Origin of the sequence: Microbispora sp. GKU 823 (assembly GCF_002027145.1) — a bacterium.
GTDB lineage: Bacteria > Actinomycetota > Actinomycetes > Streptosporangiales > Streptosporangiaceae > Microbispora > Microbispora siamensis.
In genome coordinates, this window is the sequence record NZ_MWJN01000058.1 from 1 (window position 1) to 20335 (window position 20335).

Annotated in this window: 21 protein-coding genes; 13 read left to right on the forward strand and 8 right to left on the reverse strand. The window is 71.4% G+C overall.

The features are described from left to right. Positions 1–542: hypothetical protein (locus tag B1L11_RS47155; protein ID WP_218671335.1), on the forward strand; the 542-nt coding region annotated here is incomplete at its 5' end. Between the two features lie 9 nt (positions 543–551). Here B1L11_RS47155 and B1L11_RS26840 read toward each other — a convergent pair. The 3 genes from B1L11_RS26840 to B1L11_RS26850 are packed head-to-tail and all read right to left on the reverse strand — an operon-like array spanning position 552 to position 1980. Then, entirely contained in the window at positions 552–860 is a 309-nt protein-coding gene (locus B1L11_RS26840; protein ID WP_143737575.1) for a hypothetical protein, read from the reverse strand. Between the two features lie 11 nt (positions 861–871). Continuing rightward, a complete protein-coding gene (locus tag B1L11_RS26845; RefSeq protein ID WP_079317278.1) occupies positions 872–1645 on the reverse strand; it encodes a hypothetical protein in 774 nt (257 codons plus the stop codon). Then, a complete protein-coding gene (locus tag B1L11_RS26850; RefSeq protein WP_239109379.1) occupies positions 1642–1980 on the reverse strand; it encodes a PadR family transcriptional regulator in 339 nt (112 codons plus the stop codon). The genes B1L11_RS26845 and B1L11_RS26850 overlap by 4 nt, the downstream gene beginning before the upstream one ends. Before the next feature lie 125 nt (positions 1981–2105). On the opposite strand from B1L11_RS26850, the gene B1L11_RS26855 reads away from it, so the two are divergent. The 6 genes from B1L11_RS26855 to B1L11_RS26875 all read left to right on the forward strand — a co-directional run bounded on the left by B1L11_RS26855 (position 2106) and on the right by B1L11_RS26875 (position 7653). After that, positions 2106–2675 (forward strand): TetR/AcrR family transcriptional regulator, encoded by a 570-nt coding sequence (locus B1L11_RS26855; protein WP_079317282.1) that lies wholly within the window; start codon positions 2106–2108, stop codon positions 2673–2675. Between the two features lie 63 nt (positions 2676–2738). Then, positions 2739–3911, forward strand: coding sequence for a GDSL-type esterase/lipase family protein (locus B1L11_RS26860; RefSeq protein ID WP_079317283.1), 1173 nt, complete (start codon positions 2739–2741; stop codon positions 3909–3911). Positions 3912–4378: 467 nt separating this feature from the next. After that, on the forward strand, positions 4379–5272 hold the full coding sequence (locus B1L11_RS26865; RefSeq protein WP_306291715.1) for a potassium transporter TrkG: 894 nt from the start codon (positions 4379–4381) through the stop codon (positions 5270–5272). Positions 5273–5286: 14 nt separating this feature from the next. Then, a complete protein-coding gene (locus B1L11_RS54175) occupies positions 5287–5727 on the forward strand; it encodes a potassium transporter TrkG (protein ID WP_306291716.1) in 441 nt (146 codons plus the stop codon). 1 nt (position 5728) lies between these two features. Continuing rightward, positions 5729–6382, forward strand: coding sequence for a TrkA family potassium uptake protein (locus B1L11_RS26870; protein WP_226874468.1), 654 nt, complete (start codon positions 5729–5731; stop codon positions 6380–6382). 230 nt (positions 6383–6612) lie between these two features. Continuing rightward, entirely contained in the window at positions 6613–7653 is a 1041-nt protein-coding gene (locus tag B1L11_RS26875; protein ID WP_079317285.1) for a PP2C family protein-serine/threonine phosphatase, read from the forward strand. 16 nt (positions 7654–7669) lie between these two features. Here B1L11_RS26875 and B1L11_RS45660 read toward each other — a convergent pair whose 3' ends face one another. Beyond that, positions 7670–8191: an FAD-binding protein gene (locus tag B1L11_RS45660; RefSeq protein ID WP_218671336.1), complete on the reverse strand. Its 522-nt coding sequence runs from the start codon at positions 8189–8191 to the stop codon at positions 7670–7672. A gap of 186 nt (positions 8192–8377) precedes the next feature. Between B1L11_RS45660 and B1L11_RS26885 the strand changes: the two genes are divergently transcribed. Together B1L11_RS26885 and B1L11_RS26890 are read left to right on the forward strand one after the other, a co-directional pair. Beyond that, complete coding sequence (locus B1L11_RS26885) at positions 8378–8587, forward strand: hypothetical protein (protein WP_143737577.1); 210 nt, start codon at positions 8378–8380, stop codon at positions 8585–8587. A gap of 51 nt (positions 8588–8638) precedes the next feature. Then, the gene (locus B1L11_RS26890; protein ID WP_079317289.1) at positions 8639–10405 is read left to right on the forward strand and encodes a thiamine pyrophosphate-dependent enzyme; all 1767 of its coding nucleotides are present in this window, start codon (positions 8639–8641) and stop codon (positions 10403–10405) included. A gap of 254 nt (positions 10406–10659) precedes the next feature. On the opposite strand, the gene B1L11_RS45665 is transcribed toward B1L11_RS26890, so the two are convergent. After that, a complete protein-coding gene (locus B1L11_RS45665; protein ID WP_143737578.1) occupies positions 10660–10965 on the reverse strand; it encodes a cellulose binding domain-containing protein in 306 nt (101 codons plus the stop codon). Continuing rightward, positions 10917–11741 (reverse strand): glycoside hydrolase family 11 protein, encoded by an 825-nt coding sequence (locus B1L11_RS26895; RefSeq protein ID WP_143737579.1) that lies wholly within the window; start codon positions 11739–11741, stop codon positions 10917–10919. The genes B1L11_RS45665 and B1L11_RS26895 overlap by 49 nt, the downstream gene beginning before the upstream one ends. A gap of 721 nt (positions 11742–12462) precedes the next feature. Between B1L11_RS26895 and B1L11_RS26900 the strand changes: the two genes are divergently transcribed. After that, positions 12463–14190, forward strand: coding sequence for an RICIN domain-containing protein (locus B1L11_RS26900; RefSeq protein ID WP_079317291.1), 1728 nt, complete (start codon positions 12463–12465; stop codon positions 14188–14190). A gap of 204 nt (positions 14191–14394) precedes the next feature. Beyond that, positions 14395–15351 carry an NAD(P)-dependent oxidoreductase gene (locus B1L11_RS26905; RefSeq protein ID WP_372974731.1) on the forward strand — a complete coding sequence of 319 codons (957 nt, stop codon included), beginning with the start codon at positions 14395–14397 and terminating at the stop codon, positions 15349–15351. 90 nt (positions 15352–15441) lie between these two features. Here the strand turns inward: B1L11_RS26905 and B1L11_RS26910 are convergent, their stop codons facing one another. After that, the gene (locus B1L11_RS26910; RefSeq protein WP_256862916.1) at positions 15442–16326 is read right to left on the reverse strand and encodes an AraC family transcriptional regulator; all 885 of its coding nucleotides are present in this window, start codon (positions 16324–16326) and stop codon (positions 15442–15444) included. A 57-nt stretch (positions 16327–16383) separates the two neighbouring features. On the opposite strand from B1L11_RS26910, the gene B1L11_RS26915 reads away from it, so the two are divergent. Then, positions 16384–17430: a LacI family DNA-binding transcriptional regulator gene (locus B1L11_RS26915; RefSeq protein ID WP_218671337.1), complete on the forward strand. Its 1047-nt coding sequence runs from the start codon at positions 16384–16386 to the stop codon at positions 17428–17430. Between the two features lie 314 nt (positions 17431–17744). Beyond that, positions 17745–19859 carry a glycoside hydrolase family 36 protein gene (locus B1L11_RS26920; RefSeq protein ID WP_218671338.1) on the forward strand — a complete coding sequence of 705 codons (2115 nt, stop codon included), beginning with the start codon at positions 17745–17747 and terminating at the stop codon, positions 19857–19859. Positions 19860–19870: 11 nt separating this feature from the next. On the opposite strand, the gene B1L11_RS48660 is transcribed toward B1L11_RS26920, so the two are convergent. Beyond that, positions 19871–20335, reverse strand: a complete 465-nt coding sequence (locus B1L11_RS48660; RefSeq protein ID WP_218671339.1) for a hypothetical protein — start codon at positions 20333–20335, stop codon at positions 19871–19873.

Genomic DNA, 20335 nt, shown 5'->3' on the forward strand with positions numbered 1-20335 from the left:
ACAAGGTCCCGGTCGGGCAGACCTACGCCGTCAGCGACGACGACGTCGCCACCGACTACTACCGCGCGACCACATTCGACGGGTCGGCCCCCGGCGACCGCACCGACCTCAAAGGACAGGAGCGGTACTACCAACTCTGGTACGCCCACCGCCAGGTCTTCGTCCGCGCCGCCGACGTGGACCTGCACGACGCGCGGCCTGTCGCGGTGGTCAACACGACGCCCCCGGTCGTGCGTGGCGTCCCGAAGGTCGGCCGCACGCTGACCGCATTTCCCGGCGCCTGGACGCCGTCGCCCACCCGGATCCGCTACCAGTGGCTGCGCGACGGCGCTGAGGTCAGGGGCGCGACCGAGCGGACCTACCACCTCAAGAGCCGCGACCGCGGCGCCCGGCTGTCCGTACGGGTGACGGCGTCGGCCCGCGACTACGAGCCGGGCGTCGCCACGTCGGCGGCCACACCGCCGGTCCGGTCCGCGAAGCCCGTGCGGCACGGCAAGCCGCGGTGGCGCTTCCACCACCGGCACGCGAGGTCCCACCGTTAGGCGGGAGCGTTATCCGGGCTGCCCAGGCACCTCGGTGAGGCTCCCGTCCTCAGTCCGCAGCGCCCGTACGCCGATGAGGGCGAGGGTGATCCCGCTCGCCAGGAGCACGGCCAGTTGCAGGGTCGCGTTGAGGCCGATCACGCCGGTCGAGCCCCAGGGCATCGTGCCCACCCGGGCGAGCACGGCGGGCACGGTCAGGATCGCCGCCGCCAGTGCCACGGGCGCGGCGGGCTTCACCGGCGCCCCGCGCCGGGCCACGCACCACACCGTGACCGCCAGCAGCGACACGCACGTGAGGCCCGGTGTGTCGATCCACATCCAGGCGGACATTAGGGGCCGCGCCGGGACGGTCCCCGCTCGCACCATCGCCCCGAGCACACCGACGACCACGCTGAGCAGGACGCCGGCGGCGATCGGGAGCGCGAGCAGGAGCAGGGCCCGCCGCGCGGCAGGCGGGGCGGCGGCGCGTCGCGGTGGAACCCGATCGCCAGCGCCAGCACCGTGACCACGCCCGGTAGGACCGAGCAGGCCCAGCGCACCGCGTCCACCTGCCAGCTGACGAGCGGTGGCACCAGCACGTACGGCACGACCAGGGCGGCGGTGGCCGCCGCCTTGGCCGTGCGGGGACGGCCATGGACGAGCGCGCCGAGAGCGACCGCCCACAGCAGGGGCACCAGGTCGGCCAGCACGAGTCGCACGCGCTCGGGCGACTCGGGATCGCCGATGCCCATGACACCGTCAGGGAGAGCGTCCACGGGGATGCCGTACGTCAGCACCGCCTGCCCGGCGTACAGGCCGCCGACCATCGTCCAGAAGACGAGGCCCAGCAGGGCGGCCCGGCGGACCGCCTCGCCGCACAGGGATGACCCGGGCGTTGACCCCGGACCGCCCAGCCGCAGCCGCAGCGCGAGCGCGGCCACACTGGCGATCTCCAGGAGGCGCGGGCGCTGGTCGTCGTGTCCGGCCCGCCCGCGTTGGGCGCCCTCCATGAAGGCCGAGACCATCTCCTCCTCGCGCTCCGCCCGATAGGACGCCGGCAGCAGCCGCAGCCACCGCCGGTAGCGCTCCTCGAGCAGGCTCCCTCTACCGATTCGCTCGCTCATGCCGGCCCTCCCGCCTGCCTGAGCCGCAGCCGCTCGACGGCCCGGCGCGCGTTGTCGGCCAGCCGTACGGCCTCCTCCTCCAGCGCCCGCGCCCCCTCGTCGGTCAGCCGGTAGTAGCGGCGCAGCCGTCCCTGCCGCACCTCTTCGCGGTCCGCCTCCACGCACCCGTCGGCCGCGAGCCGGTCCAGCACGCCGTACAGGGTGCCGATCTTGAGTTGAACGCGCCCTCCGGAGAGCCGCTCGACCTCCTGCGCGATGCCGTAGCCGTGCCGCGGCTCGTCGACGAGTGCGGTGAGAACGAGGAACGCCGGTTCCGTCATCGCCCGTGCTGTCACGCCTCCAGAATATATCGGAAGACATGATATTCAAGTGCCCCATACATCCGCGCGGAAGCCATCGCGATTTGCCTAAAACTATTAGGCAAATCCATAATGAGTTCAGGCGAATCAGGGAGAGGGCGATGGCACGGGCAGGGCTGACGACGGAACGCCTGATCAGGGCGGGGGCGGAACTGGCCGACGAGGTCGGCTTCGACCAGGTGACGATCTCGGCGCTGGCCCGGCGGTTCGGCGTCAAGGTGGCGAGCCTGTACTCACATCTGAAGAGCTCCCAGGACCTCAGGACCGGGATCGCGCTGTTCGCTCTGGAGGAACTCGCCGACCGGGTCGCGGACGCGCTGGCCGGACGCGCCGGCAGGGACGCCCTGGCCGCCTTCGCGGCCGCCTACCGTGACTACGCCCGGGAACATCCCGGCCGCTACGCCGCCGCCCGGCTCAGGCTCGACCCCGAGACAGCGGCCGCCAGCGCCGGTGTCAGGCACGCGCAGATGACGCGGGCGATCCTGCGCGGCTACGACCTCGCGGAGCCGGACCAGACACACGCGGTCCGGATGCTGGGCAGCGTCTTCCACGGCTACGTCAGCCTGGAGATGAGCGGAGGCTTCAGCCACACCGCCGTCGACCCGGAGGAATCCTGGTCGTGGATCGTGGACTCCCTCGACGCCCTGCTGCGTAACCGGGCCACACCCTGACCACCAGGGGCTTGCCCCGACGCATAGGACCACCATGAACATCCCGATCAACAGGCTGAGGCGATGAGCACCGAGCACGACTGGATCACCCCCGTCACCCCGGACATCCTGCGCGGCGTCCTCGACGTGGAACGCACGCCGCACGGCCTGCTGCCGCACCGGCTGCCCGCCCGGGCTCGCCGGCAGATCCCCGACGAACAACTGACCATCGCCGAGGCCCAGCCGTCCGGCGTACGGCTGGCGTTCCGCACCCGGGCCACCGCCGTCGAGCTGGACACGCTGCGCACCACGAGGGCCTACCGGGGTCTTCCGGCCCCGGCGGACGGCGTGTACGACCTGCTCGTCGACGGCCGACTCACCGCCCAGGCCACCGTGACCGGCGGCAACGTCCGCACGATCGACATGGTCACCCAGTCCGTCGAACTGCGCGAAGGACCTCCCGGCACCGCCCGGTTCACCGATCTGCCCGCGGGTGACAAGACCGTCGAGATCTGGCTCCCTCATACGGAGATCACCGAGCTGATCGCCCTGCGCACCGACGCCCCGATCGAGCCGGCACCGGACAGCGGGCGCAGAGTGTGGCTGCACCACGGCAGCTCCATCAGCCACGGCTCGAACGCCGCCCACCCGACCGCCATCTGGCCGGCCCTGGCCGCCGCGCGGGGCGGAGTGGAGCTGGTCAACCTGGGGTTCGGCGGCAGCGCGCTGCTCGACCCGTTCACCGCCCGCGCGATGCGGGACGCCCCCGCCGACCTGATCAGCGTGAAGATCGGCATCAACATCGTCAACGGCGACGTGATGCGCCTGCGCGCCTTCACCCCCGCGGTCCACGGCTTCCTCGACACCATCCGCGACGGGCATCCGGCCACACCGCTGCTGGTCGTGTCCCCCATCCTGTGCCCGGTCCAGGAGGACACCCCCGGCCCGCTCGCGCCCGACTTCGACGGCGGGACCGTGCGGTTCAAGGCCACGGGCGACCCTGCCGAACGCGCCGCCGGGCGTCTGACGCTCAACGTCATCCGCCGCGAACTCGCCCGGATCGTCGGGCAGCGGGCGGTCGACGACCCGAACCTGCACTACCTCGACGGCCGCGAACTGTACGGCGAGGCGGACTACGCGGAACTGCCGCTGCCCGACGCGGTGCACCCCGACCCCGCGGGACACCGCCGCATCGGCGAGAACTTCGCCCGCCTCGTTTTCGGCGCCGGCGGCCCATTCGCCGTAACCACCGGCTGACCGAAATTCCGGCGGCATATCGCGCCAGCGAAGCTCATTGTGTCAGCGGCTTTGAAGTGCTCAATATCCGGGCAGCGGCGGTTGATCTGGAATTCCTCCAGCTGCCGGATTCCTGCACATCCTGACAAAGGGAGACGACCTCGCCGACGCGGTCAGCCGGCGATCCGGCCAGGCACGCGACCACGTTCAGGGCCGGCCTGCCGGTGCCGGCCGACGACCGGCCCGGGCCGATGTGCCTGGTGGGAAATGTGCTGTTACGGTAGGCCGCGGTGTGCCGGGAAGTCGGGTCGGCGACGTCGTCCCGTTGCCCGCACGGAGGTTCTCGGTGGTATCGCAGACGGCCGCCAGGGGATCGGGCCCAAGGGCTTCGCCTCGCTCGCCCACAAGCTCGTCGTGCCCGGCTCCGGCGTCGCCGCCGCCTGGCAGGTCGTCGCCTCGGTGCCGCCGCACTGCCCGGAGCGACCGGCATGAGGCTGTTCTGGGCCCTGGTGGCGCGTTTCCACCAGCCGGCGCAGGTCATCACGACAGTGTTCGGGGTGACGGTCCTCCTGGGGACCGCCCTGCTGTCCAGCCCGCTCGCCACGAGCTCGGGGAAGCCCGCGGACTGGCTCACCGCCCTGTTCACCGCGACGTCGGCGGTGTGCGTGAACGGGCTGACCGTCGTCGACACGGCCACGCACTGGTCGGCGTTCGGCGAGGTGGTCATCGCCGTCCTGATCCAGGTGGGCGGCCTCGGCATCATGACCCTGGCGACGGTCTTCACCCTGCTCGTCTCCCGCAGGCTGGGCCTGCGCGCCCGGCTGTCGGCCCAGGCCGAGACCAAGGTGCTCAACGGCAGCGACCTGCGGCGCGTGGTGGGCAAGGTCGTGGTGTTCAACCTGACCTGCGAGGCCGTCGTGGGAACCGTTCTCACGCTCAGGTTCGTGCTCGGGTACGGCGAGCCCGTCGGGCGCGGCCTGTACCTGGGCCTGTTCCACGCGGTCTCGTCGTTCAACAACGCCGGTTTCGCGCTGTGGCCCGACAGCATGGTCAGGTTCGCCGCCGATCCCTGGGTCTGCCTGACCGTCGCGACGGCGGTGATCGTTGGCGGGCTCGGCTACCCCGTGGTGTTCGAGCTGCGCCGCTCCTGGCGCCGCCCCGGACGCTGGTCGCTGCTGACCCGCATCACGCTCACGGTCACCACCGTCCTGCTGGCCGGCGGCACTCTGGTCTTCCTCGTCACGGAGTGGACGAACCCCCGCACGCTCGGGCCCATGGACGGCCAGGGCAAGCTGCTCGCCGCATTCTTCACCGCCGTCATGCCGCGCAGCGCCGGGTTCAACAGCCTCGACATCACGCAGATGCATCCCTCCAGCTGCTGATCACCGAGCTGCTGATGTTCGTCGGCGGCGGCAGCGCGGGCACCGCCGGCGGCATCAAGGTCACCACGCTGGGCCTGCTCACGTTCATCGTCTGGGCTGAGCTGCGCGGCGAGAGCCGGGTGAACATCGGCCACCGCCGCCTCACCGAGGCGGCGCAGCGGCAGGCGGTCTCGCTCACCGTGCTGAGCGTGGGCCTCGTCGCGCTCTTCACCTACGTCCTGCTGGTGCTGACGCCGCACTCACTCGACCGGGTGCTCTTCGAGGTCGTCTCCGCCTTCGGCACGACCGGACTGTCCGTCGGCGTCGCCTCCGTCGTCTCCCCCGTCGCGCAGGTGCTGCTCACGCTGCTGATGTTCATCGGCCGGATCGGCCCGCTCACGCTGGGCTCCGCACTGGCGCTCAAGGAGCGCACCCGCCGCTATGAATTACCGGAGGAGGACGTCATCGTTGGCTGACATGAGAAACGACCCGGTGGCGGTGATCGGTCTCGGCCGCTTCGGCACCGCGCTCGCCCTGGAACTGGTGCGCCGCGGCACGGAGGTGCTCGCCATCGACCACCGCCCCAAGGTGGTGCAGAGCCTCGCGGGCCAGATCACCCACATCGCCACCGCCGACGCCACCGACCCCGAGGCGTTGCGCCAGCTCGGCCTGCCGGACTTCTACCGCGCGGTGTGCGCCATCGGCAGCGACCTGGAGGCGAGCATCCTCGCCTCGTCGCTGCTGGTGGAGATGGAGATCGACGACATCTGGGCCAAGGCCGTCAGCCGGCAGCACGGCCGCATCCTCAGCCGGATCGGCGTCCAGCACGTGGTCTTCCCCGAGCACGACATGGGCGAGCGCGTGGCCCACCTGGTCAGCGGGCGGATGCTCGACTACATGGAGGTCGACGAGAACTTCGCCCTGGTCAAGACCCTCCCGCCCAAGGAGTACGTCGGAGTCCCCCTCGGCGAGTCCAGCCTGCGCCGCAAGTTCGGGGTGACGGTGGTGGCGGTCAAGCGGCCGGGCGAGGAGTTCACCTACGCCACCGCCGAGACCGAACTCGGCTACGGCGACGTCATCATCGTGTCCGGCCGTACGGACCAGGTCGAACGCTTCGCGGAGCTGCCGTGACGGCGTGGGGGGAAGGCCGGATGTCCGGCTTTACCGGCCACCGCGTCACGAATTCGAGTAACGTCACTACTCGTAGTGATCAGATGGGGCGCGCTGCGACTTGACCGACCGGCCCGAAATGGCGGCATCCGTCGCGGACAATGGGGAGTGCCCCGTTCACTACGCGGGAAGAAGTAAAGCCATCGGGAAAGGAATCTCGTGCTGACGTGGGGGCCGGCTATGGAGTCGCGATGAATTCCCAGAGCATCCTGCGTGCGTTGCCGTTCATCGCGATTCTCCTGGTCGTCGTCATCGACCTGAGCACCGAACCGGGCGTGGGCTTCCTGCCGCTCCTCACCCTGGGCCCGGCCTTCGCCTCGGTCGCGGGGGGCGTGCGCCGCACGGCCATGGTGGGGGCGCTGGCCCTGGCCATCTGCATCCCCCTCGCCGTCTACGACGATCTCCTCGGCAAGCCGCAGAACAACCTCACGATCGCGGCGATCATCGGCGTCACCGCCGCGAGCATGATGGCCAGCAGGCTGCGGAACCGGCGGGAGCGCGAACTCGCCAACGTCCGCCTGGTCGCCGAGGCGGCCCAGCGGGTGCTCCTGCGCCCGGTCCCCCGCCGCGCCGGCGACCTGCGGGTGGCGCTCTCCTACACCTCCGCCGCAGCGGAGGCCCAGATCGGCGGCGACCTCTACGAGGTGGTCACCACCCCCGAGGGCGTACGGATCCTCATCGGCGACGTGCAGGGCAAGGGCCTGGAGGCGGTCGAGACCGCCGCGTGGGTCCTCGGCGCCTTCCGCGAGGCCGCCTACGACCAGTCCGAACTCCCCGGGGTGGTCGAGCGCGTGGAGACCAGCCTGGCCCGGCACCTGAGCGGCGAGAAGTTCGTCACCGCCATATTCGCGGAGGTCCACGACGGGGAGATCTCCCTGCTCAACTGCGGCCACCCCGCGCCTCTCGTGCTTCGGCGCGACGGCGGCGTCCACTTCGCGGAGCCGCAGGAGGAGGCGCTCCCGCTCGGGCTCGGCACGCTCGGCTCGCCGCGCCCGAAGCCGCACCGGGTGCCGTTCGGGGACGGCGACCAGATCCTCTTCTACACCGACGGCGTGGTCGAGGCCCGCGACCGGCAGGGCCGCTTCTACCCGCTCCGGGAGCGGGCGCATCTGCTGCGCGGCGCCGATCCGCAGGCGGCCCTCGACGAACTGCGCGCCGACCTGCTGCGCCACGCCGGCGGCCCCTTCCCCGACGACGCCGCCATGCTCCTGCTGCACCGTCATCCAGGGTAAGGCGGAGCCGCGGCCGCTACTCGGGGTGCTCGCCCCTGGCGCGGTCGCGGAGCCTGCCCACCAGCGTGGCCGCGGCCTGGCCGACCCTGCGGGGCACGGCGTGCGCCGGGCTGGCCGCGAAGCTCGACTCGTCCAGCATGTCCTTGACCATCTGCAGGGCGATGCGGTTGCGGTTCGGCGTGCCCTGCACCAGCGCCTCGGTCAGCTTCTGCACCTGGTGGCTCTTCACCTTGGCCGGGAGTGGCGGCTCGTGCTGGTCGACCAGGCACTCGACGATGACGGGACCGTCCCAGGAGAGCGCCTCGTACATCTGGTCGGCGCAGCTTCTCGGGTCCGTGATGCACATTCCCCTGGCGCTGTGGCGCATGGGAAGTTCGGCGATGCGGTCCATGTGGCGGGTGAAGTCGAACACCACGGCCCCGTTGACGGTCTGCCTGGTCAGCGAGGGACCGCAGCCGCGGGCGAGCACGGGAGCGCCGAAGCGGCGGCACACCTCAAGCGCGGCCTCGACGTCGGCGGCGTCCCTGGGCGTCACCACGCCGACCGGCGCCTGCCGGTGCGGGGGCGGGTAAAAGCGCGGCGGGGATTCCCCCCATGCGGGCCGTGCGATATGCCGGTCTGCCGCACACAAAGCCGCCGTGACCTGCGGCGTCGTTTACGTGCACCGGGGGCGGGAAGGGCCCCACGGGCGAGCCGAGCGGGCCGTTCGATGCCGGAGTCGATCATGAACGTGCAGAGCAACGCGGTGAAGAGCGCGGGCGACAGACTGGCGTCGGCGATCGGCAGCGTCGCGGGTGCCGTGGCCGACCCGAAGGGCGGCGTGAAGCAGCTGAAGTCCGCGATGTCGTCCCCCAAGCCGCTCGCCGTCGCCGCCGGCCTCGCCGCCGCGTACGTCCTCGGCTGGCGCCGCGGCCGCCGGAGCGCGACACGGTGAGGGCCGCGGGCGCCCGGGCGCCCGTACGGCTGATCTCAATCGGAGGCGGACATGACCGAGATCGTGGGTGAAAGCCTGGCCCGGCGGCTGGTGGAGTGGGGGGTCGACACGATCTTCGGGCTCCCCGGTGACGGGATCAACGGCCTGGTGGAGGGCTTCCGCAGGCACCGGGAGAAGCTGCGGTTCATCCTGGTGCACCACGAGGAGGCAGCCGCGTTCATGGCGACCGGCTACGCGAAGGCGACCGGGCGGCTCGGGGTGTGCGCCGCGACGTCGGGGCCGGGCGCCATCCACCTGCTGAACGGCCTGTACGACGCCAAGCTCGACCACGTGCCCGTGCTGGCTCTGACCGGCATGCAGGAGACCTCGGTGCTGGGGACCCACTACCAGCAGGAGGTCCACCTCGACCGCGTATACCAGGACCTGGCCGCCTACAACCTGATGATCACCAATCCGCAGCAGATGCCCGGCGTGGTGGACCTCGCGGTGCGCAACGCGCTGGCCAAGCGGACGGTGTCGCACCTGACCTTCCCCAACGACATCCAGGTCGCGCCCGCGAGCGAGGACCCCTACCGGCACGTGGGGCCCGGCAGCCCGCCCGCCAGCCTGCCGACCTGCGCTCTCCCGCCGCTGCGGCCGGTGGAGGAGGACCTGACCAGGGCGGCCGAGGTGCTGCGGCAGGGCGAGCGGATCGCCATGCTCGTCGGCGTCGGCGCCCGGCACGCCCGCGAGGAGGTGCTGGCGGTCGCCGAGAAGCTGGCCAGCCCGATCGTGAAAACTCTCCCCGGCAAGTTCGTGGTGCCCGACGACCACCCGCTCACCACCGGCGGGCTCGGCCTGCTCGGCACCGCGCCGAGCGAGGAGCTCATGGAGGAGTGCGACACGCTGTTCATGGTCGGCACGTCCTTCCCCTACGCGAAGTACCTGCCGCCGGACGGGCAGGCCCGGGTGGTGCAGATCGACGCCGATCCCACCCTGCTCGGCATCCGCCGGCCCACCGAGGCCCCGGTCGCGGCCGACGCCAGGCTCGCCCTCCAGGCGCTGCTGCCCATGCTCGAACCGGCGAAGGACCGGTCGTTCCTGGAGAAGTATCAGCGCAAGATGGACGCCTGGCGGGAGGAGATGAAGGCGCTGCAGGACCCCTCGCGCGACCCCATCGCGCCGCAGTACCTCATGGCCTGCGTCGACGAGGCGGCCTCCGGCGATGCCATCCTGACCTGCGACTCCGGCACCATTGCGACGTGGGCCGCGCGGCACTGGACGATCCGCGGCGGGCGGGAGTTCTACCTGTCGGGCAACCTCGCCACGATGGCCCCGGGCCTGCCGTACGCCATCGGGATGCAGCACGCCTTCCCCGGCCGTCAGGTGATCGCCTTCGTGGGCGACGGCGGCTTCGCCATGCTCATGGCCGACTTCCTCACCGCCGTACGCCACGACCTGCCCATCAAGGTCGTGATCAACAACAACAACAGCTACGGGCAGATCCTGTGGGAGCAGATCATCCTCGGCTACCCCGAGTACGCCGTGCGGCACCGGCAGCCCGAGGCCGACTTCTCCGCCTGGGCCCGCGCGTGCGGGGCGTACGGCGCGAAGATCAAGGACCCGAAGGACCTGCCGGGCGCGATCCGTGAGGCCCTGGCGCACGACGGGCCGGCCCTGGTGGACTGCGACGTCAATCCCAACGAGCCGCCGATGCCGGGCAAGGTCAAGTACGAGCAGGCCAAGCACTTCACCGAGGCCTTCCTGCGCGGCCAGCCGCACAAGGCGGGCGTCCTCGCCACAGTGGCTCGCGACAAGATCAACCAGCTGCTCTCCTAGAGGGCCTTGAGTTCGAGGCGTGCGGAGAACTCGGCCTCGGGCTCCGAAATGTTCACCGTGCACAGGTCGGGATCGTAGGTGGTTGCGGTGCTGATCGTCCTGCCGCCGTCGCCCCAGGACGAGCGAGCAGGCCAGGGCCACGGCGGTGAACGTCACCGGGGAACGGACGCCGGCCGGTGCGGCAAGGGAGCGGGGCCCGAGGGCGCCCGCTCCCCGTTCGCGCGTCGCCGCGCTGTGACATACGGTCGTGCCGGTCAGCCGGTGGTGCAGGCCGAGCCGTTGAGGCTGAAGGCCGAGGGGTTGGGGTTGCCGCCGGAGTAGGTGCCCTGGAAGCCGAACGAGGTGGTGGCGCCGGGCGCCAGTGAGCCGTTGTAGGACACGTTGCGAGCGGTCACCGACGAGCCGCTCTGGCTCACCGTCGCGTTCCAGGAGTTGGTGATCTGCTGGCCCCCCGGGAAGGACCAGGCCAGCGTCCAGCCGTTGATCGTGCCGCTGCCGGTGTTGGTGATGGTCACGTCGGCGGTGAAGCCGTTGCTCCACTCGTTCTTCGAGTAGGACACGCGGCACGCGCCGGCGCTCCCGGCGAGGAGGGCGAGACCGAGGGCGAGGGGCGGGGGGAGGGCGAGACCGAGGGCGAAGGATCGGTCGTGCCGCCGATGGTGATGTTGGAACTGCCGCTGCTCTGGTATCCCTCGGTGGCGAGGATCTGGTAGTCGTGGCTGCCCAGGTTCATGCCGTAACGGGCCCAGGCGTCGAAGTGGTTGCCGACCGTGATGGTGCCGCCGGTCCTCTTCTGCTGCCGGACACTCCAGTACTGGTTGAACGTCTGGTTGCCGTCGATCGAGGGCGCGTTGTAGCGCGTCGTCTCATAGATGTCGTAGGTGCCGCCGTCGGAGGTGACGGTGCCCTTGTACGTCCCAGTGGGCCGGTAGGTGCCCCAGTTGTCGACGATGTAGTACTCCACCAGCGGGTTCCGCGTCCACCCGTACAACGCCAGGTAGGCGTTACCCGAGGGGGTGAAGCTGCCCGAGTAGGTCACGGTTCTGCGCGCACCGGGTTTCCAGCCCTTGCCGGCGACGAAGTTGCCGGTGTTGCGCCAGGAGGTGCTGTAGTTCCCGCCGGACCCCAACTCCATGGAGACCGTGCCCTGGCTGTCGGTCCAGAACGAATAGAAGTAGCCGTTGTTGGTGCCCGTCTGATTCGTCGTCACGGCCGCGTGGGCGACGCCGGGCAGCAGCGCCACGGCCGCGGCCAGCGCCACGGCGCAGACACGGCCGATCAACAGCCGCACACCGCCCCGCCCGCGGCTTCCCATCCGGATCGGAATGCGATTCATGTACGTACTTCCTCACGCGGTCGCCGGCCTGAGGACCATGTCGCGGTGTGCGACCCGGACCGACAGTGGTCGAGGCCCTTCATGCGGGCGAAATTATCGGAAAGACGGCGAAAGTGTCAGCCGAAGCCTGCGGGGCTGTCAACGACTCGCGTAAAGCCGGTTTCGCCCAGAGGGTCGTCTCGTACGAATCGGTCCTGGTCACGGGCGACCGGCGGCGGGCGGGCGCCGACGGAGGCGATGAAAGTTACCACTGACGCCGACGATCACGCGCCGTCGCCGAGCATGGCCTTCGTCCGTGTGACCGTACGGTCCGGCTCCGGCACACGCAATCCTTTGCCCTCCATGTCCACTGGGGCGCTGGTCCCACCGGTTTCCGTCATGGGCAATCGTGTGCAGAAAAAAGCTCAACTGCCTGAAAGCCTTGACGACCAGACAAGTTCACCGTACGTTTCCGGCTCGGAAAACCTTTGCGCACAGTTGCCCAAACCGGGTTGTGTGCGCTGCGTCGCCGTGACCGCCGCACTGGCACCGATCTGGGGAATCCCATGTCCCGCGAATCTTCCGCCTCTCCGCGACCGGGGCGGTCGAGGACCAGGGCCATGGCTACCCGGCCGCCGGTACGCGGCCCTGGCGGACGGCGTCGAGCCCCCCTCGTCGCCGGCCGACGATCCCGCGGTCCGCTCCGCGGACAACCCCCCAACCACTCCTCAGGAGAGACGCAGTGAAGACGACCAGACCCAGAGCCGGGCAGGCCGCTGCCCTGCTCACCTCGCTCGCGCTCACCGCAGCCGGCGCGACCCTCGCCGCCGCTCCCGCCGACGCCGCCGCGAGTGCCTCGACCACCCTGGTGGTCAACGCGAACCAGCCCTTCCGCCCGGTGACGCATGTGGCCACCGGCTCGCTGTACGGCCTGGCCGACGCGACGAATCCGGCGGACAACCTCGTCCAGGCCATCAAGCCGAACACCTTCGTCCAGAAGCCGCAGGGCGGCAAGCAGCAGCCGACGGGTGACATCCTGACCGTCGCCCCGAAGGCGGCCAGGGTCGGCGCGAAGCTCGTGAACCGGCTGTCCGACCTCTACGCGGGCTGGCCGTACCAGTTCAGCTGGAGCAACTGGTTCAGCCTGGTCGACCAGCAGATCGCCCAGGTCAAGGCGTCAGGCGTCAACCTGGCCGCCTACGAGCTGTGGAACGAGTCGGACAACACCTGGAACTCGTCCAACGGCACCTTCGAGGACTTCTGGACCAGGACCTACCGTGAGGTGCGGGCCAAGGACCCCACGACCCCGATCCAGGGGCCGAGCTTCTCGGACAACATCAGCGACATGGACAACTTCCTGAGGAATGCGGTCGCGACCGACACCGTCCCCGACATCATCGCCTGGCACGAACTGATCAGGTCGTCGAAGATCGCCGGTGACGTCGCCACGGTGACCAACCTCGAGAAGAAGTACGGCATCAGCCCGCGTCCGATCGCCATCGAGGAGTACGCCGCCCCGTCCGAGGTCGGCGTCCCCGGTGCCCTGGTCGGTTACATCGCGAAGTTCGAGCGGCTGGGCATCCGCGACGCCGAGCTCGCGTTCTGGAACCAGTCCGGCACACTCGGAGACCTGCTCACCGGCCGGGGCGGTTCCCCCAACGGCGCCTACTGGCTCTACAAGTGGTACGCCGACATGAACGGCAACATGGTGACGACCATCCCGCCCGCGCAGACCGGCATCGACGGCGCCGCGGCGATGAACAGCGCGGGCAACCAGCTCAGCGTCATCGTCGGAGGCGGCTCCGGCGACAGCGCCGTGGCGATCAACGGGCTCGGCTCCTTCGGCGGAACCGTCCACGTCAAGGTCGAGTACACCCCCTCGCCCGGGCGTACGGTGGCCGTCTCCGGGCCCAGCACGCTGGCCGAGTCCAACTACACCGTGGTCAACGGCTCCGTCACCGTGCCCATCCCGGCGATGAACGCCACCTACGGATACCACCTGGTCGTCACCCCCGGTAGCGGCAGCGGCAACCCCGGCACCTCGCTGGCCGGGTCCTACCAGATCAAGAACGTGAACAGCGGCCTCGCCCTGGACACGCAGAACTCCGGCACCGCCCAGGGCACCCTGGTCGACCAGGCCACCCCCTCGTCCAGCAACACCCAGACCTGGACCCTCGTGGACGCCGGCTCCGGCCTCTACAAGATCGTCAACAGGGCCGGCGGGCTGGTCCTCGGCATCACCAACATGAGCACCAGCAACGGCGGGACCGCCCTGATCTGGGGTGACAGCGGCACCGCCGACCACCTGTGGTCGTTCATATCGGACGGGAACGGCCACTACAAGATCCGCAACTACAACAGCGGTCTGCTGCTCGGCGTGAACGGCATGAGCAAGTCCTCCGGCGCCCAGGTCCTCCAGTGGGAAGACAACGGCACCGCCGACCACCTCTGGACTCTCACGGCCCGCTAGGACCTGGCGCTTCGGCTCCGCCGGGAGCCGAAGCGCCAGGCCCCGGGCCTGCGGCGGTGGTTGGGTCAGCCACGATCGACAGCTGCGCAAGGAGTTCCAGACGTCAAGCGCCACGTCAACCGAATCAAGGAGTAGCGCGGTCCCGCCCGCGCGTCACGCGGCCGTCGCCGGGCGTACACAATCGTTCAAGACCGCCACCGCGCCATGGGCTACAACGGTCCCCGGCGTCGCCCGGAGACGGCGGCGCGGCGACGTGCGCGGGGAGGCGAGCGGATGGACGTGGGTTTCGTCGGTCTCGGGATCATGGGGCAGCCCATGGCGCTCAACCTGGCCCGTGCGGGAACCCCCCTCGTGGTGTGGAACCGCACGGCCGCCAGGAGCGAGCCGCTACGCGCCGCGGGCGCGCGGGTGGCGGGCAGCGCGGCCGAGGTGTTCCGGCGGGCGCGGGTGGTGATCCTGATGCTGGCCGACGAGGCCGCGATCGACGCGGTGCTGGAGCGCGGCACGCCCGCCTTCGCCCGCACCGTCGCGGACCGGGTCGTCGTCCACATGGGCACGACCTCCCCCGTCTACTCGGCCGGGCTCGAGGCCGAGGTGCTCGCGGCCGGAGGCCGCTACGTCGAAGCGCCGATCTCCGGCTCCCGCGTGCCTGCCGAGCAGGGGCGGCTGGTGGCGATGCTGGCCGGCCGGGCGGACGCCGTGGAGGAGGTGCGCCCGCTGCTGAAGCCGATGTGCGCCAAGACGGTGGTGTGCGGGCCCGCGCCCAAGGCGCTGCTCATGAAGCTCGCGGTCAACATCTTCCTGATCACTACGGTCACCGGCCTCGCGGAGTCGCTGCACTTCGGCGAGCGCCAGGGCCTCGATATCGGGCTGCTCGTCGACGTGCTCAACTCGGGCCAGATGGCGAGCGACGTGTCGCGGGTGAAGGCGGTCAAGCTGGCCGGGCGCGACTTCGCCGCCCAGGCCGCCATCGCCGACGTGCTGAAGAACAACCGGCTCATCGCCGAGGCGGCGCGGCGGGCAGGCATCGCCTCACCACTGCTGGACGTCTGCCACGCCCTGTTCGGCGAGACCCTCGCGCTGGGCCACGCCGATCTGGACATGGCCGCCGTCGTCCACGCGATCGAGGCCAGGACAGCAGGGGAAGGCGCCCGCGGATGACCTCTCGCCCGGTCGTCGTCGCCGGAGGGACGCGCGGGATCGGCCGGAGCACGGTGCGACGTCTGTGCGCGGGCGGGTCCGGCGCCGTCTTCACGCGAGCGCGGCGGTCCACCGGGCGGGCGTGAGGCCGTACGCCCGTTTGAACATGCGCGACATGTGGGCCTGGTCGGCGAAGCCGGCGAGCTGGGCCGCCCCGGCCAGGGGCACGCCGTCGCGCAGCATCCGGCGGGCCAGGTCGAGTTGCCGCATCGTGCGGAAGCGGGTCGGGCTGGTGCCGAACGCGACGCGGAACTGCCGGGCGACCGTCCACCGGTCCAGGCCCGAGACCTGCTCGAACTCCGCGAGCGTGTGGCGCACCGTGGGGTCGTCGGCGATCAGGTCGCGCACGCGGGCCAGCGCCTCCAGCGCCAGCGGAGCCCGCCCACCCGGCCGTGCGGAGCCGACCTCGGAGGAGCTCCGTACGGAGGAGTGCCGCACGAGCGTGCGGACCACCCGGAGCGTGAGCGTCAGCCGTTCGACCTCGTCCAGCGGCTCGTCGATGTCCCGCAGGCACGCGGCGAGCGCGGGGTCGGCCTGTCGCCGCCCGATCACCGGGTCGGCGACGAACGGCAGCGGCGCCCCGCCCAGCGCCTCCTGGACGAGGGAGGGGTCGAGGTAGATGATCCGGTAGCCGAACCCCTCGTCGGTGCCCGCCACGCCGTCGTGCGGTTCGTCGGGGTGCAGGACGTGCCATTCCCCCGGCAGGCAGTGCCGCAGCTCACCGCGGTAGCGGAACGTCTGCACGCCGCGCAGCGTCATCCCGATCGCGTACGTGTCGTGGCGGTGCGTGGCGAACCCCTCGCCGACGAGCGACGCCTCCAGCCGCTCGATGCCCGCCGCTCCGGAGCCGAACCGCAGCCGGTGGCCGGGCCGGGTCCCGCCGTCCGGCAGATGCCGGCGCAGGCCCCCACCGCCGTCCGGTGACTCGTGCCGCACGCGCCGAGACTACAGGGCGTTTTGACCCCGGCTCGGCAGACCGATCACGATGGGGACGTGAACGAAACCCCTGTTGAGGTGCCCTCGCCGCGTCCCGGCCGGGAGACGGTGCCGAGCATCCGGGACGTCGCGGCGGCGGCGGGCGTGTCCAGGCAGACGGTGTCCCGGGTGCTCAATGCCTCGCCCAAGGTGAGCGCCGAGACGCGGCGGACCGTCATGGAGGTCATCGAACGGCTGCAGTACCGGCCCAACCGGGTGGCCCGGGCACTGGGGACGGGGCGGGCGCGGGGCGTGACGGTGGTCACCTCCGACACCATGCTGTACGGGTACGCCTCCACCCTGCAGGGCATCGAGGAGGCGGCCAGGGTCGAGGGCCTGGCCGTCGGGGTGCGGGTGGTCGAGTCGGACCGCGAGGGCGACGTGCGCAACGCCGCCGACTACGTCAGCGATCCGAGCGCCGGGGGCGTGATCGTGATCGCGTTCGACGCGGCCGGCATCGCGGTGCTGCGCGCGCTCCCCGAGTCCCTGCCCGCGGCGGCCGCCGTGGAGCCGGGCGTACGCGGGGTGGCGCGGCCCGCGATCTGCCTGGACGAGCAGCAGGCGTCGGCCGAGGCGACGCGGCACCTGCTGGCCCTGGGACACCGGACCGTCCACCACGTGGCGATTCCGTCGGAGTCGGAGCACAGCGGACGTCAGGCGGGCTGGCGGCGTGCGCTGGCCGAAGCCGGAGCCGCCGTCCCGCCGGTGGTGCGGGCGGGCTGGGACGTGCGGTCGGCGTACGAGGCGGGACGGGTCCTGGCGGCCGACCCCGGTGTGACCGCGATCCTGTGCGGCAACGACGACATCGCCCTCGCGGTGCGCCGCGCGCTGTTCGAGGCGGGCAAGGACGTGCCCGGTGACGTGAGCATCGTGGGCTTCGACGGAGTGCCCGGCTCGGAGTACTGGACGCCGGCGCTCACGACGGTGGAGATGGACTTCGCCGGGCTCGGCCGCGCCACGGTGGCGGCGGTGCTGGCCGAGCTCGCCGGGGCGCCCCAGCCCGCGGTGTCGCTGACGCCGCCGCGGCTGGTGGTGCGCGAGTCGACGGCGCCCCCGCGGCGGTGAGCCGCATCCGCGCCGCCCGGCCGGCCCGTGAAAGGCCGCCCGGCCTGCTCAAGGGAGGCCGTGCGGCCGCGGCGCCCAACGGCCGAGCCGAGCCGTCCGCCGGATGTTATTAACAACAACGTAACGAGCTCTTCCCCTTGGTCATGTGACCGGTCACACTCGCATTCGTGCGGATGTGACCGGTCACACGCATGCAGGGGGACGGCCCCCGGGCTCGCCCGCCGCCCGCGGCCTGTCTCCTCGCGAGGGTCACCGTCACGGCCCGCACGCGCAAGGACCTCCGGAGAACCCGGCTCGATCGTCAGGAGACGCAGTTGAACTCACGGCACACCGAGACCAGCCTGGTGTGGGGGCACTCGGCACTGCGGGTGGTGATCGCCATATCACCCGACGGTGTGGTGAGCATCCGCGAGCTGGGCACGGGCGACCCGGGACCGAGGCCGCCCGCGCAGCCCCTCGTGGAGGTGCTGCTGGCCGGTCAGGGACGGGCGCGGGCGTCCCACCGCTTCTCCGACACCGCCGTCGGCCGCCGTTTCACCTACGTGGGGGCCGAGCAGGTCCGCGACGGGCAGTGGCACGAGCTGCGGGTGACCGTGCGGGACGAGCAGACCGGCCTGGAGGCGCACACGCACCTGCGCTCGGCCGAGGGAGTGCCGGCCGTACGGTCCTGGACGACGGTCGCCAACCGCGGCACCGGGGAGGCGGTCGTGCTGGGCGTGACCTCGTTCGCCGCCGGGTTCCCGGCCGGCTCGGCCGGCGGCCTCCAGGTCGTGCGCGCCGACAGCGAGTGGCTGGGCGAGAGCCGCTGGCGCGTACGGCCGCTGCGCGAGGAGATGGCGGACCTCAACCTGCCGCTGCACGGCCAGGACGGCCGGGGCCGCCTGGCGGTCACCAGCACCGGCACCTGGTCGACCGGGCAGCACCTGCCCACGGCGGGCCTGCTCGATCCGGACTCCGGCCGGGCGTGGCTGTGGCAGGTCGAGCACAACGGCCCGTGGCGGTGGGAGATCGGCGAGCGCAGGGACGGCGCCTACGTCGCGCTGCTCGGCCCCACCGACATCGACCACCAGTGGCACGCCGTCCTCGCCCCCGGCGAGTCGTTCACGACGGTTCCGGCGTCGCTGGCCGTCTCCTCCGATGGGCTTCACGGCGCGGCGGCCGCGCTCACCGCGCACCGCCGCGCCCTGGTGCGCCCTCATCCGGACCGGGCCCGCCTGCCCGTGGTCTTCAACGACTACATGAACACCCTCATGGGCGATCCGACGACCGCGAAGCTGATCCCGCTGATCGACGCCGCCGCCGACGCGGGCGCCGAGGTGTTCTGCATCGACGCCGGCTGGTACGACGACGACGGCGACTGGTGGGACAGCGTGGGCGAGTGGCAGCCGTCCCAGACGCGGTTCCCGCGGGGCATCGAAGAGGTCCTCTCCCACATCAGGGGGCGCGGCATGGTCCCGGGCCTGTGGCTGGAGCCCGAGGTGATCGGCGTACGCAGCCCGATGGCCGACAAGCTGCCCGCCGAGGCGTTCCTGCAGCGGCGCGGCACGAGGATCGTGGAGCACGGCCGCTACCACCTCGACCTGCGCCACCCGGCCGCCGTGGCCCATCTCGACGAGGTCGTCGACCGGCTGGTGGAGCAGCTCGGTGTGGGCTACTTCAAGCTCGACTACAACATCGACCCCGGCGCGGGCACCGACGTGGACGCCGCGAGCCCGGGCGCGGGGCTGCTCGCCTGCAACCGGGCCCACCTGGCATGGCTGGAGGCGGTGCTGGACCGCCATCCTGACCTGATCCTGGAGAACTGCGCCTCCGGCGCGATGCGCATGGACTACGCCCTGCTGTCGCGGATGCAGCTCCAGTCCACCAGCGACCAGCAGGACCCCCTGCGGTATCCCCCGATCGCGGTGGCCGCTCCCCTGTCCGTCCTGCCGGAGCAGTCCGCGAGCTGGGCCTACCCCCAGCCGGACATGGACGACGAGCGGATCGCCTACAGCCTGTGCACCGGCATGCTGGGCCGCCTCTACCTGTCGGGGCACCTGCCCACCATGACCGGCGCGCAGCGCGACGCGGTCGGGGCGGCCGTCGCCGCCTACCGCGACATCCGCTCCGACCTGGCCGAGGCCGTCCCCGTCTGGCCGCTGGGGCTTCCGGGCTGGGACGACCCCTGGCTCAGCCTCGCCCTGACCACACCGGACCACACGTACGTGGGGGTCTGGTGCCGCGCGGACGAGCGGGCGACGGCCTCGCTGTCCCTCCCGCACCTCGCCGGGCGCCAGGTCGGCGTCGAGGTCGTCTACCCCCGCCACCTGCCCGCCTGGGACGGGGAGTGGGACCGGGAGGCGGGCCGGCTCGTCCTCACCAAGCCGGTTTCCGGCCCTTCTGCCCGCATCCTTCGCGTTTCACCCGTCTCATCATCCTCATCCGATTAATCCCTCCTGCTCTAAAATCCCGGGCCAGCGGTCCGGGCGCCCCCCAGAAGAGAGATCGAAACCATGAAGAAATGGCAGACCCTCGCGGTCGTCGCCGTGATCGCCGCGGGCGCCGCGGCCTGCAGCGACCCCTCTGTGGACTCCTCCGCGGACACCGCCGGCGGCGCCGCGGGCGAGGCGGCCGCCACCACCTGGGCCGAGCCGACGGCCAGGCTCGACGGCGTCACCCTGACGATCTGGGCCGCGCAGAACAGCAACGCCGTCCCCAAGCAGGTCGTCGACGCGTTCGGCAAGGCCACGGGCGCGAAGGTCGAGATCGTCACCATTCCCGACCCGTACGAGCAGGGCGTGCAGACCAAGGTCGCCACCGGGGACAAGCCCGACCTGGCGTTCTGGCAGCCGACCGCGTCCATGCTCACGGCCATCAACGCCAGGACGAACCTGCAGCCGCTGGACCAGGCCCCCTGGCTGTCCAA